Genomic DNA, 12,173 nt, shown 5'->3' with positions numbered 1-12,173 from the left:
GGGAACAAAACCACACAACAAAACCGGGATCTTCCTTGCTGCCGCAGGCAAAAAGCCCTCTAGCCTGGATGACCGCGTAACTCCTAAACCTGACGACAGTGCGCCGTGGCCTGAGCGGGCCTGGAGCGAGCAGTGCTACAGCCCTTAAAGGTAAACAAAGGTTAAACAGGAATTGTTTAGATTTTTTGATATTTATTCAGACCATTTTCAGACGGCGCTGATACCCTATAGTGAAAGATTTGGTGGAAACCGCAAGCACAACGTTCAAGACAAGGAGGTTTCACAATGAAGGTTCTGATTAGGGCGGTCTTATTCTCGGCGATCGCGCTCGGCGCGTTCTTCATGGCGCCAAACGCGGGCGCTACCAACAACTGGGACACCCACGCCTACTGGGTCCAGCAAAATGCCGCTATTACCCTGTTGACCTACCACGTGAGCGGAAACTACGAGCCTTCCTCCACGGCCAATGCCAACATCAACGACGCCGCTGCCGGTCGTCCCTCGTGGCGCAGCTCCTGGGGCCACTACGGGCACACCCAGGTTTATCTGAAGCACGACCTGCTCTTTGGCATGCAGCGCCTGCGCTCAGTCTACGGCTACTCCTACCGCGTGACGGCAATCGCCGGTGGGCGGCACGGCTCTTCGGGCTCGTACCACTATCAGGGACGCGCCATGGACGTGGACTACGTCAACGGCGGTGCCGTGGGCGGTAGCTGGGGCGAGGGCTTCCGCCAGCGCTGTGCAGCTCTCGGCGCGGTCGAAGCCTTTGGGCCGCTGAACGATCCGGGCGGACATCAGGGCCACCTGCACTGCGCCTGGTAGACCAGCGCGCCGTGAGGCCGGGGGTGTGGAGGTGCTACCCTACCAACGCGCTTCATCCCCGCTCCGATGCTGATCCAGAACCTTGTACGCTGGAGCCTGGTTCGCCTGAGCCAGGCTTATCATACTATGTTATCCTCCTACTCACCATCATCACACCTTGCAGAGGAACCTTATGGCAATCCGAAGGAGATCACGCAGCCAGCGCATCCTGCTTGAGGGTGCAGCGGTTGTCGCCATTGTGCTGCTTGGCATGGGCCTGCGCGTGCTCTGGGAAGACATCTATCTCCCCAGCCGACCCGTCGCACAGGTTGGCGATCAGACCGCCAGCGGGAGCTACTTCAGGAAGCTGCTGGAGCTTCAAGTCGTCTATAGCGCCATCCTGGAGCAGCTTGATACTGCGGGAGCCGAAGCGCATCAGGCCGACGAGCGGCAAGCCGATCATCAGCATCGCGATCAGGCACCGACAGACCTGGTCAGCCAGGTCGCAGCCGAGCTGCGCGCGCTCCAGAATGCGCCGATGGATCATGCGCTGATCGACCATTGGATTCTTGAGGAGACGCTGCTTCAGGGAGCCGAGCGCGAGCAGCGCGGCGTGGATGATACCGCAGTGCTGGCGGCCCTGGCGCAGGCGTTGCAGGCCGACGCGCAGGAAGGCGATCACCACCACGACGATCACCAGGAGCAGGCCCCCGATGCCCACGGCAAGCAGGCAGATCGTGACTCGATCTCCCCCGATCAGGCGCGACAGATCATCGACTCGACGTTGAGCGCCCGCCTGACACGGCTAGCCGCCCAGCTTGAGCAGAACAGCCCCGGCCTCTCGATCAACTTCTCGCCGGATGAGCTGCGCGAGTATGCGCTGCGGCTCCAGCGGCTGGATCTGCTACGCGACCGGATCGCTGAGGCGCTGGTGCCCGCGACATCGGCACCGATCGTACCACAGGTGCAGGCGCAATCGCTGTTCTTGAGCATTCCCATCTCGCTGACAAAAGATGTCAAGCTGCGAGAAACAGCCCTGGAACCGCGCAAAGCGGAGGCCGATCAGATCTATGCTAGGCTCATGGCCGGCGCTGATTTTAGCGTCATCGCCAGGGAGCACGCCCTCGACGACCACGGTATCACTCCCTACTGGACGATCGCCCAACGGCTCTTGCCTGGCGCTCGTGAGGCACTCCAGACGCTGCCGATCGGACAGATTAGCCAGCCCGTCAAGACCGAGGTTGGATGGGGCATCTACAAAGTCCTCAGCCGAGAGCAGCGGCCCGACGAGCAGCAGCTCAGGCAGATGCGCGAGGATGCGCTCCAGAGCTGGCTCACCACACAGCAGGCCACGCTTGGCATCACCCGCTTCGTCGAGCCTCCTGCCGAAGCGCCGGGACCCCATGAAGATCTCGGCCCCGATCATCGCCAGCCGCAGCAGCAGGACGCTCCCGACGACCATCACAGCGCGGCGGGTCGATCCTCGCATCCCTAGAGGGCGATGGGAAGAACAAGGGAACAAGCGAACAAACGATCAACGGCTTAAATCGCTTGTTCCCGTGTTCCGTTGTTCTATTGAGCGGCATATGGTTTGCTGTAGAAACACTGTGGCGCGAGGCAGCAGTACAATACGGCATGTAACCGGGCTGGAGCGCCACACCTTGGAGCAAACCATGAGATTGCATTATCAGAGCTACGGGCAGGGCACGCCGCTGATTATCCTGCACGGGCTGTTTGGCTCGCTCACCAACTGGAACACTCTGAGTAAGCGCCTGAGCGCCTACTACCGCGTGCTCGCCGTCGATCAGCGCAACCACGGCAGCTCGCCGCACAGCGATCGGATCACCTACGCCGATATGGCCGACGATCTGCGTAAGTTTATGCACCAGCACGGCCTGGAGTCGGCCTTGCTGCTCGGTCACTCGATGGGCGGCAAGACCGCGATGCAGTTTGCGCTGACCCATCCTGAGCTCGTTCGGAAGCTGATCGTGGTCGACATCGCGCCGAAAGCCTACCCGCCGCACCACGACACGATCTTCGATGCGCTCTGCGCGCTGCGTCTGAGCGACTACAGCAGCCGGGCCGAGCTTGATCAGGCGCTGGCCGCCTCGATCCCCAACCGCGCTACCCGTCAGTTCTTGCTGACTAACGTGGTCCGCGATGAGCAGGGCCGCTTCAAATGGAAGATCAACCTCGACGTGATCTATCAGGACTACGACGCGATCATCGCGGCGGTCGAGTCGAATGCTCGCTTCAGCGGGCCGACGCTCTTTATTCGGGGCGCGGCCTCGGAGTACGTTGAAGAGTCCGACATGCCCCAGATCAACGCGCTCTTTCCCCAGGCGACGCTGACTACCATCGAGGGAGCCGGGCACTGGGTCCATGCCGAAGCGCCCGATGCATTTTTTGACACGGTCGTCGAGTTTCTGGGCAGGCCAGCCTAAGCCCGCAGCGCTCAAACCAGTCATACAGCCATCAGCGGGGCCGTGATGTCGCAGCGACATTGCGGCCCCGCTCGCTGTGCAGCCGTGTCGCGGATAGGTTTCAGGGCACGACACGTCAAGAAACCACAACCATCTGTTGTCAAGCCCTCACGTTATCGTCTGTAGCAGTGCGTATGCTACAGGGAGAGCACTGTGATGCTGCGGCATCGTGGCGCGATCAGGCGGGTGCTTTCGCGCTCGCCGCTCACACGTGGTGCAGACATCTGCATCGTAACGCCGATGCCGACCCAGCCGATGGAGGTGTGTCAATGACAAGACACAACGCGCTTATTCCACTTGATGGCTCTGCCTTCAGCCGCGAAATTTTATCGCCTATCTGCCGCTTGTTCGACCCCGGTGAGTACCATGTGACGCTCCTGCGGGTTGCGGAGCCGCCCGAAAGCCTCGTCGCCGCGCCGCCGCGTCCGCTGCCCGTCGATCATATGCTGCTCACAACCTACGACTCGGCGCGTGAGGCCGAGCTGGCGCATCATCCGATCTATGACAATCAGCGCGACGAGAGCCTGCGCGCCGGGCTGGAGGCTGAGCTACAGCCGGATGTGCAGCGACTACGAGCGGCGGGCTTTCAGGTTTCGGTCATGATCCGCTTTGGCGATCCGGCGGAAGAGATCATCGATGTGACCGAGCAGCACAAGATGGATGTCGTCGCGATGGCAACGCATGGTCGTACCGGCCTGCGTCGTCTGGTACTCGGCAGCGTCGCCGAGCAGGTTGTGTCGAAGCTGACGATTCCTGTGCTGCTGATCTCGCCATTCGCCCGGCCCATCACGACGCAGGTCACGCGCGAGACGGCAGTTGTTTCCATCCCTAAATAAGCACGACGTGCGGAGACTGTATGGCAACCTGGACACCGATGTTGCTCGAAACGCATAAACATACCGAGATAGTGTACGCCATCGGCGACAGCAGTGGATGGAGTGGCCTCGCTGAGCAAAAGGAGCATTGCTGTGGAACTACGCTATCACATCTGTGGATATCCCGTGCGGGTACGCGATGTCTACGCATGCTCGCGTACGCATCCCGCGTTCTACGACGGCGCTAGAGCCTGGAACGAGGGGCCGATCGCCTCCTGCCCACGCTGCGGGCAGCGGCTCGCGCTGGATACCCTTGGCGAGCAGCCGTCAGGTCCGGCATCTACGCTGCGCATGTGGCAGCGCGACTGGGTGAAGCTGCGGCAGCAGCTTGAGGCATTGATCGAGGAGCAGGAGCGGCACGACCCGCACTTCTATCCCTATCACGCCGAGATGGAGCTGACCGAATTCGAGAATGCCCTGCGACGTATCGCCGAGCTGGCGAGCAGCCTAAAAGAACGGCCAGCGACGCACCTGCCAGACCCATCAGCGGATGGCGTAGACAGGCTGGCAAGCGCTTGATGGCCCTTGGAAAGATACAATTCTATGGATACCCACCTTTATATATCCTGGCTGAGTAGTCGAGCTGATACGCAGCGCGCGCTCAATGAGTACGAGCGCAGCGACAGCACACCTGTCACGGTTATCGAGCTGCTGCTCGGTATGCTCGTCGGGATCGCCTTTGTCGCCAGTCTGTGGCTGCTGGTCGTTCTTGCCGTGATGCTCTTCCGCTGAAGTGACTCGAAACAGCGCTCACTGGTCATGCGGCGGACGAGCTGGATGGATCAAGATGAGAGCCATGCAGCTATGGGAAAGAAGTCGATCATGGAAACGCAGAAACGACAGATTATCGTACCGCTGGATGGCTCAGCCCTGGCTGAGGCTGTCCTGCCGCATGCCGTAGCGCTAGCCCGCGCTACCGAGAGCGGACTAACGCTGCTCCGTGTCGTCACGCCTACCGAGACGATGATCATGCTGCCCAATCCGACGATGATCCCGCCCGTGACGGCACAACGCCTCTTTGAGGAAGAGCATACCCAGAGCCAGATCTATCTCAACACGGTCGCGAAGCGTTTACACAGCTCCAACCTGGAGATTCGCACGGCAGTGCTGGTTGGCATCGCCACCGCCGACGCGATCGTCACATTTGTCCGGCATATGCCCGATACCGCGCTGATCGCGATGGCGACACATGGACACACCGGGCTACGCCATCTGATCATGGGCAGCGTCGCCGAACACGTGCTGCATACCACGCCTGTGCCGCTGCTGCTGGTGCGCTCCGACGAGCAGGAGGTGCTGCCCTACAGCGTGCCGACATACCACTCGATCATCGTGCCGCTCGATGGCTCCGCGTTTGCCGAGCAGGCGCTCCCACAGGCCAGGTCGATCGCAATCGCTATGGATACGGATCTGATTCTGGTGGGCGTAGGGCCGACGATCGACGATGTGGCGCTGGCCGACGGCGGTATCGAGCCAGCCTGGATGCTGACTGAGTGCCAGGCGGAGGACGATCGCGTCGCCGCGTATCTCAATGATCGCGCCGCGCAGATCCGGCGGGAGGGCGTGCGCGTCCGTGCCACATTCGTTCGAGGCGAGCCTGCCGATCAGATCTTGCGCGTCAGCGACGACGAGCGAGCCGGGCTGATCGTGATGACCACGCATGGTCGCAGCGGCTTGAGTCGGCTGTGGCTCGGCAGCGTCGCAAGGAGCGTGGTGCAGGACGCGATGGTGCCGGTGCTGCTGGTACGTGCCCAAGAACCGGTGCTGGAGCGCGCGCACGATCATGCCCTGGAGCACGGAGCCTAGCGCCCGGCGCACAAGGAAACCAGGGGGAGAGCCGATAACCAAGAACATGCGCAAAGTTCGATGACCGCGCAACGGGAACGCGAAGCAAGGAAAGAATATGAATCGTGCCATCATCGTCCCGCTCGATGGCTCAGCCTTTGGCGAACAGGCGCTGCCGCTTGCAAGCGCCATCGCCGGGCGTTCGGGCGCTGCGCTGCATCTGGCGCATGTTCACGTGCCGATGAGCGCTCCGGTCTACATGCCAGGCATGCCGGTGATCGATCCGGAGCTGCACTCGCTTAGCCGTGAGCATGAGCGGTCTTATCTTGAGGGCATCGCCCAGAGGCTGCCGGATACCCTGCGCGAGCGCACCAGGGTCGTGCTGCTGGACCCGCCCGTCGCCGTGGCGCTCGGCGAGTACGCCGCCGGTCTACCCGCCGATCTGATCGTTATGACGACTCATGGGCGGGGTGGGCTGGCGCGAGTCTGGCTCGGCAGCGTGGCCGATCGTCTCGTGCGCCACAGCACCACCCCGGTACTGCTGCTGCGTCCGCGCGAAGCGGAAGCCGAGCAACAGATCGCAACATTCCGGCGCATCCTGATCCCGCTGGACGGATCGCCGCTCGCCGAGCAGATGTTGCCGCCAGCACTCGCGCTGGGGCAGCTCATGGATGCCCGGTATATCCTCTTGCAGGTCGTCGAGCCGTTCGATGTGCATGGCTTTACGCCCGGTCTGGATATTGCGATGCTCGAGCGCGAGGTCATACGGGAGCGCCACGCCCAGGCGCGGGCGTATCTCGCGGATGTGATCGAGCGCTTCACGCTGAGCGAATACCAGCCCCAGACCCAGATCCTCGACGCGCACCAACCGGCGCACGCGATCCTTGAAGCGGTGCGGCTCTATGCGTGCGATCTGATCGCCTTGGCGACGCATGGACACGGCGGCTTTGCGCGGCTGCTGCTCGGCAGTGTAGTCGATAAGGTCGTGCGCGGCAGTGACGTGCCGGTGCTGCTCTTCCACCCACAGCCTGCCTCAGGCTAGACAGCGCCAGCACGCGGAAACCACATCTCGACCTGCGCGCCGCCCGGCCAGTTGGCGAGCTGGATCTGACCGCCGCATGCCCGAACGTTAGCTGCGACGGAGATCAGACCCATGCCCAGGCCGGTTTGTTTGGTGGTGCGCCCAGGGCTGAGCGGCGCGGAGAGCACGTACGCCGGAAAGCCGCAGCCATCATCGCGAATGGTCAGCGTGATCCGCGCCGCCTGTTGCTGCAAGCGCAGCTTGATGTGCGACGCTCCCGCCTCGATACTGTTGAGCAGCACATTTTCCAAACTCCGCTCCAGCGCAAATCGATCCGCATAGATCAGCATCGGCAGACTCGTGCGTCCAATCGTCACCGTCAGCGCACGATCGGGATGCTGCGGCTTGTCCAACCAGATTGCCTCACGAAAACGATCGACCGCTTGCGTCACCAGCGTGCCCAGGTCCAGAGTCTCGAATGCTGTCGGTCTTTGCAGCGGGCTGCGAATCACATCGAATACCGCCGCCAGGCGTCGCTCGATCTGCTTCGCGGTGGGACCCAGCTGGCTGAGCAGCTCCCGCTGTTGCTCAGGAGTACACGCATCCGAAAGCACGAATGCGCTGATGCCTTGGAGTGTTTTGAGCGGCCCCTTCAAATCGTGCAGCAGCGACAGAAGCCAGAGCCGCTCGTCGTCCAGGTAATCGAATGAACGTTGATCCATAATGTTGTATGATTGCAGCCAGGCCGTTCGTGTGAGTCTACACCTTCTTCGCTGGTTGTTGATAGGGGTTCTGCCTGCCGAGCGCTGGCTCGTATTGTACCATATTTCTCTGATTTTCCGTACTAATAGTACGATAAGATCGTACTATTAGTTATGTGTCGTGTGGAAGCGTACTATTAATCGGAGCTACTCGCATTATCAATCGGTGTCGCTCGTAGTCATGCTCCAATATCCTTGCACCCGTATATTTACAAGGGCTTTTATGAGCACGCTACGGGTTAAGTTTGGGCGACGGCTACGTCAACTGCGACGCTATCAGGATTTGACACAGGAGCAATTCGCCGAGGCAGCAGAGATTTCTGTCGACTTTGTCAGCAACATGGAGCGAGGCATCAGCGCTCCATCGTTTGAAACTCTGGAGCGATTAGCAGATGCGCTGGGCGTAGCGGTGGCGGATCTGTTTATGTTCGATGATATTGCTCCGCGTGGAGCACATGCCCGTACTCGCATGCCACCCCAGGAGAACGCAAAGCGCGAGCTAGGGGATGAGCGGTAGCAGCAGAGGGATGTTCGCAAGGACATCCTTCGCTGTTTAAGCCGCCGCGCGGCCTTACTGCGACGCCAGGCCAGGGTTTGGGACGGAGAACAAGGGAACACAGAACACAGAACACAGCACAAAGGACCAGGAGAAAACCAGAGTTTACCTTTCTGAGGCAGAATCTCATACGCCGGTTCCCCAACCGGCTCCTTGCTTCTGCCTGAGACGAGAGATACACCAATGGGCAAGCGAATTCTTCATCTCGTTCGTCATGGTCAAACCGATCACACCGCCATCGCCTTCGATCAGCTCGGCAACGGCCTGACCGATCTGGGACGTGAGCAGGCGGAGCTGACGGCCCAGCGCCTCAAGCAGCTTCCAATCAGTATCATTCACCATAGCCCGCTGCGGCGGGCGGCGGAGACAGCCGCGATCATTGCCGATCAGTTTCCAGAGGTCCCGCTCCGTCCGGCGCGTCTGCTGCAAGAGTGCATTCCGTACCTGCCTGCGGCCTTCGTCGAGTGGTACACGCAGGCCGCGCGCAACGAGAGCCTTACCCGGCGGCAAGCGATCCCGTCCGAGATGAAGCGATGGTTGAATCTATGGCCCGCCGGTACGGAGTGGGAGCTGATCGAGCAGGGGATGTCGCAGGCTCGGCGCGCCTTCGAGAAATATTTTATTCCGACGCCGCGCGCCGAGCGCCACGAGGTGCTGGTCTGCCACGGCAATATCTTGCGGTATTTTGTTTGTCGCGCGCTTGAAGTTTCCGAGGCAGCCTGGATTCATACCGATGTGCATAACTGCGGCATCAGCGAGATCACGATCGACTCGAGCGGTCGTGTTATGCTTGTCTCGCACAACGATACCGGACATCTGCCGTATCCGATGCGGACCTATGTGTAGCGCAAGCGAGCTGCCCGCTTGAGACGGGGCACCCTGGCTCGCTGCCTCCAGTCGAGATTATCGAGAGCGATAGAAGGTATGCTCACATTCGACCACGTGCAAGGCCGTTTCAATTATCGAACGGTCGGCGTCATCTACCACGACCACCATGTTCTCTTGCATCGCGCGGATTACGAGAGCTTCTGGTCGCTGCCCGGCGGACGAGTCGAGTTTGCGGAGTCGGCGCAGGCGGCGCTGGTGCGTGAGCTGCGTGAGGAGCTTGGCGTCGCGGCTTCCATCGAGCGGCTGCTGTGGGTGGTGGAGAATTTCTACGAGTACAGCCAGCAGCGGCACCACGAGATCGCCTTCTACTTTCTCGTCTCGCTGCCGCCCAATGCCGCGATCTGTCGACAGGACACACCCTTTATCGGCGATGAGCCAGGAGTTGTGCTCATCTTCCAATGGTTTCCCGTCGATCAGCTTGAAACAGTTGATCTGTATCCCTCCTTTCTGAGACAGGCGTTACAAAGATTGCCGTCAGGAATCGAACATATCGTCCACCACGATCAGTGATCGGGGCTGGGAGCATAAGCAAACACGGGAACAAGCGAACAAGGAGCCTTTTTGCTCCGTCGTTCCTGTGTTCTTGGAGGGTCATGTTATACTGATATGTGCTAGTAGATGAATGCAGCATAACGCTGATAGGTAGCCTTGTGGATCAGTTCGTCACACCAATCGAACTTAATCGCGACACCTTTATGCGTCGTCTGATCGCCAGCCTGGGGCATCTCAACGAAGGCATTTTAGGCACCGAGGTTGCCGGTGCGTACATCATGAACGTTGGCCTTTCAATGGGCGCGGCGATCGAGGCCGAATATAAAGCATTTTGGGGCATCGACCGCCCGTTTACGCTGGATGAGTACGCTCACGTCATCATCGATCTCAAGCAAAAGATCCACGGCAATTTCTCGCTCGTCTCGGCAGATCCTACCAAAGTCGTGGTACGCACCACCTCATGTCCATTCGATGAGGTTGTGCGACAGTCACCATCGCTGTGCTTCATGACCAGCTCGGTCTTTGGCGGTATCGCGGCGCGTAATTTCGGATACGCCAAGGTCGTCCTGCATAAGCGGATCGCGCTGGGCGATCCCGGCTGCTATGTCGCCGTGCATCTCCAGAATACGCCCGAAGCGCAGGCAGTGATTGGGAGGGAGTACACGCCCGCCACCGATCAGGCCAGCCCAGATATTGCCGAGCAGCTACGGCTGATGGATAGCGTCCGGCGCTTACGCCGCCAGCTCGACGAAACGAGCTCGCGCTGGGATGAATTGGTGCATGGCGCAGCCGAAGCGATCTGTGTCTTCGATCTGGATCAGCGTGTCAGCTTCGCCAATGCGCGCTGGCGCGACATGCTTGGCGTCGAAGGCGCGGAGCTCGTCGGGGCGACACTTGAGCAGCTTGTGCATGCCGATAAGCGCGAGGAGGTGCATGGCTACGTGCATGCGGCGCTGCACGGCCAGCGCGTTGTCGGGCAAGCTCAGCGGCTGCTGCATCGCAATGGCACATGGCGCGAGATCGTGATCAGCCTTGGTCCGATCCGCGATGAGACAGGCCGGATTATTGGCGCGCTCGGCCTCTTTTATGATGTCACCGAGGAGCGCGAGGCGCAGCGGCTCAAAGATGCGTTCCTGGCAACGGCGTCCCATGAGCTTCGCACGCCCGTGACGACGATTCGCGGCCTGACCGAGTTTCTTTTGCGCAGGGTGAAGCGTCAGGGAGCGATCGACCCGGCGGATCTGATCAGGCATCTTGAAACTATCCAGCAAGAAACCGACAGGCTCGCAGCGCTGGGCACGGAGTTGCTAGATGTTGCGCTGCTCCAGCAGGGCGTTCTATCGATGCAGATCGAGCGGTCGGATCTGGTTGAGATCGTTGCAGCGTGCGTAGCGCAGCAGCGAGGCCAGGCCGGGCCGGATCAGCCGGAGCGCTTTATTCTGCTCCAGCCCGACAGCGAGGTGCCGGTCAATGTCGCGCGTCCACGCATCGAGCGGGTGCTCTCGGATCTCTTGGAGAACGCCGTGAAGTACTCGCCCGCGAACCATCCAATCACCATCACAACGACGGCTGAAGAGGACCATGTACACGTGCAGATCGCCGACCAGGGAATCGGCATCCCGCAGCAGGATGTGCCGAAGTTGTTTACGCCGTTTTTCCGCGCATCCAACGCGCCGGAGCTGAACTATAGCGGCCTGGGGCTTGGCCTCTACTTCAGCAAAGCGGTTGTCGAGGCGCATGGCGGGCAGGTGATGATCCAGAGCGTCGAAGGCCAGGGCACAACCTGTACGCTGTCGCTGCCGCTTGCTATGGAATTGCAGGCAGCCCCCGATGCGCCTCAACAGCACGATGTCGCATCCACCGAGTAGCCGCAAGCTCGCTCGCCGGTTGACACACAGACGAGCCTGAAACGCCGCCGATTCCCTACCGGACTCGGCGGCGCTTTCGCCAATAGACTCCTCGATACTGCACTAGCGATATGGGCGCAGACCACCGGCAAAGCGGGGTTTCCAATAAGAGCCGTAGATATTGACGTGCTGCACGCCCGTGCGCGGCGAATTCGCGGATACCATCATACCGTCGCCGACGTAGAGCGCGACATGTGTGATACCACGCGCCCTGGTCGTTCGCTCGAAGAAGACGAGATCGCCAGGAGCCAGCTCGGCGATGCTTTCAATCGGCTGTCCAAAGCGGGCGCTGAACTGAGCGCGCGCGCGATGCGGCAGATCGACGCCAAGCTGAGCGTAGACATACATCGTCAGGCCGGAGCAATCAAAGCCACGAGGACTCGCGCCGCCGTAGCGATACCTGGCCCCGACATGTTGCAGCGCCATCTCGGCTGCGTCATATGAAGGTGTAGCAACCCGTGGTGCCTGCTCGCCGGTTGAATCGGGCGAGCCCAGCGCCATCGTGCCCTGGTAAGACAGCTCATCTGCGGCGCTGGCGGTGCGGAATACGTCTTGCGGCGCTGGCACGGCCACAAGCGACGATCCGCGTTCGCTCGGCAGCCCG

The 12,173-nt window shown here is 60.8% G+C and carries 14 protein-coding genes; 12 read left to right on the top strand and 2 right to left on the bottom strand.

What is annotated here, in order from left to right:
* Positions 1-285 precede the first annotated feature (285 nt).
* From VFZ66_22735 to VFZ66_22700, 8 genes are all read left to right on the top strand, one after another.
* Positions 286-822 carry a hypothetical protein gene (locus VFZ66_22735; GenBank protein ID HEX6292021.1) on the top strand — a complete coding sequence of 179 codons (537 nt, stop codon included), beginning with the start codon at positions 286-288 and terminating at the stop codon, positions 820-822.
* Between the two features lie 172 nt (positions 823-994).
* Positions 995-2,296 carry a peptidylprolyl isomerase gene (locus tag VFZ66_22730; protein ID HEX6292020.1) on the top strand — a complete coding sequence of 434 codons (1,302 nt, stop codon included), beginning with the start codon at positions 995-997 and terminating at the stop codon, positions 2,294-2,296.
* A gap of 178 nt (positions 2,297-2,474) precedes the next feature.
* The gene (locus tag VFZ66_22725; GenBank protein HEX6292019.1) at positions 2,475-3,245 is read left to right on the top strand and encodes an alpha/beta fold hydrolase; all 771 of its coding nucleotides are present in this window, start codon (positions 2,475-2,477) and stop codon (positions 3,243-3,245) included.
* A 308-nt stretch (positions 3,246-3,553) separates the two neighbouring features.
* Positions 3,554-4,120 carry a universal stress protein gene (locus VFZ66_22720; GenBank protein ID HEX6292018.1) on the top strand — a complete coding sequence of 189 codons (567 nt, stop codon included), beginning with the start codon at positions 3,554-3,556 and terminating at the stop codon, positions 4,118-4,120.
* A 132-nt stretch (positions 4,121-4,252) separates the two neighbouring features.
* Positions 4,253-4,678, top strand: a complete 426-nt coding sequence (locus VFZ66_22715; protein HEX6292017.1) for a hypothetical protein — start codon at positions 4,253-4,255, stop codon at positions 4,676-4,678.
* Positions 4,679-4,702: 24 nt separating this feature from the next.
* Entirely contained in the window at positions 4,703-4,891 is a 189-nt protein-coding gene (locus VFZ66_22710) for a hypothetical protein (protein HEX6292016.1), read from the top strand.
* Positions 4,892-4,981: 90 nt separating this feature from the next.
* Positions 4,982-5,965: a universal stress protein gene (locus VFZ66_22705; protein HEX6292015.1), complete on the top strand. Its 984-nt coding sequence runs from the start codon at positions 4,982-4,984 to the stop codon at positions 5,963-5,965.
* A gap of 97 nt (positions 5,966-6,062) precedes the next feature.
* Positions 6,063-6,986: a universal stress protein gene (locus VFZ66_22700; protein HEX6292014.1), complete on the top strand. Its 924-nt coding sequence runs from the start codon at positions 6,063-6,065 to the stop codon at positions 6,984-6,986.
* On the opposite strand, the gene VFZ66_22695 is transcribed toward VFZ66_22700, so the two are convergent.
* The gene (locus VFZ66_22695) at positions 6,983-7,687 is read right to left on the bottom strand and encodes a HAMP domain-containing sensor histidine kinase (GenBank protein HEX6292013.1); all 705 of its coding nucleotides are present in this window, start codon (positions 7,685-7,687) and stop codon (positions 6,983-6,985) included. The genes VFZ66_22700 and VFZ66_22695 overlap by 4 nt on opposite strands.
* A gap of 262 nt (positions 7,688-7,949) precedes the next feature.
* On the opposite strand from VFZ66_22695, the gene VFZ66_22690 reads away from it, so the two are divergent.
* From VFZ66_22690 to VFZ66_22675, 4 genes are all read left to right on the top strand, one after another.
* On the top strand, positions 7,950-8,243 hold the full coding sequence (locus tag VFZ66_22690; protein HEX6292012.1) for a helix-turn-helix transcriptional regulator: 294 nt from the start codon (positions 7,950-7,952) through the stop codon (positions 8,241-8,243).
* A gap of 222 nt (positions 8,244-8,465) precedes the next feature.
* Positions 8,466-9,128 carry a histidine phosphatase family protein gene (locus VFZ66_22685; GenBank protein ID HEX6292011.1) on the top strand — a complete coding sequence of 221 codons (663 nt, stop codon included), beginning with the start codon at positions 8,466-8,468 and terminating at the stop codon, positions 9,126-9,128.
* A gap of 78 nt (positions 9,129-9,206) precedes the next feature.
* Positions 9,207-9,680: an NUDIX hydrolase gene (locus tag VFZ66_22680; protein ID HEX6292010.1), complete on the top strand. Its 474-nt coding sequence runs from the start codon at positions 9,207-9,209 to the stop codon at positions 9,678-9,680.
* Between the two features lie 140 nt (positions 9,681-9,820).
* Entirely contained in the window at positions 9,821-11,530 is a 1,710-nt protein-coding gene (locus VFZ66_22675) for an ATP-binding protein (protein ID HEX6292009.1), read from the top strand.
* 102 nt (positions 11,531-11,632) lie between these two features.
* Here VFZ66_22675 and VFZ66_22670 read toward each other — a convergent pair.
* Positions 11,633-12,173 (bottom strand): C40 family peptidase (locus VFZ66_22670; GenBank protein ID HEX6292008.1); only part of this gene is annotated, 541 nt, incomplete at its 5' end.

This window comes from Herpetosiphonaceae bacterium (assembly GCA_036374795.1).
Lineage (GTDB): Bacteria > Chloroflexota > Chloroflexia > Chloroflexales > Kallotenuaceae > LB3-1.
This window is presented reverse-complemented; position numbering and strand designations above follow the sequence as displayed.

What these genes read in the sequence shown, in the direction of transcription:
- VFZ66_22735 (HEX6292021.1), top strand. Translation starts at nt 286, where the DNA reads ATGAAGGTTCTGATTAGGGCGGTCTTATTCTCGGCGATCGCGCTCGGC.
- VFZ66_22730 (HEX6292020.1), top strand. Translation starts at nt 995, where the DNA reads ATGGCAATCCGAAGGAGATCACGCAGCCAGCGCATCCTGCTTGAGGGT.
- VFZ66_22725 (HEX6292019.1), top strand. Translation starts at nt 2,475, where the DNA reads ATGAGATTGCATTATCAGAGCTACGGGCAGGGCACGCCGCTGATTATC.
- VFZ66_22720 (HEX6292018.1), top strand. Translation starts at nt 3,554, where the DNA reads ATGACAAGACACAACGCGCTTATTCCACTTGATGGCTCTGCCTTCAGC.
- VFZ66_22710 (HEX6292016.1), top strand. Translation starts at nt 4,703, where the DNA reads ATGGATACCCACCTTTATATATCCTGGCTGAGTAGTCGAGCTGATACG.
- VFZ66_22705 (HEX6292015.1), top strand. Translation starts at nt 4,982, where the DNA reads ATGGAAACGCAGAAACGACAGATTATCGTACCGCTGGATGGCTCAGCC.
- VFZ66_22700 (HEX6292014.1), top strand. Translation starts at nt 6,063, where the DNA reads ATGAATCGTGCCATCATCGTCCCGCTCGATGGCTCAGCCTTTGGCGAA.
- VFZ66_22695 (HEX6292013.1), bottom strand. Translation starts at nt 7,687, where the DNA reads ATGGATCAACGTTCATTCGATTACCTGGACGACGAGCGGCTCTGGCTT.
- VFZ66_22690 (HEX6292012.1), top strand. Translation starts at nt 7,950, where the DNA reads ATGAGCACGCTACGGGTTAAGTTTGGGCGACGGCTACGTCAACTGCGA.
- VFZ66_22685 (HEX6292011.1), top strand. Translation starts at nt 8,466, where the DNA reads ATGGGCAAGCGAATTCTTCATCTCGTTCGTCATGGTCAAACCGATCAC.
- VFZ66_22680 (HEX6292010.1), top strand. Translation starts at nt 9,207, where the DNA reads ATGCTCACATTCGACCACGTGCAAGGCCGTTTCAATTATCGAACGGTC.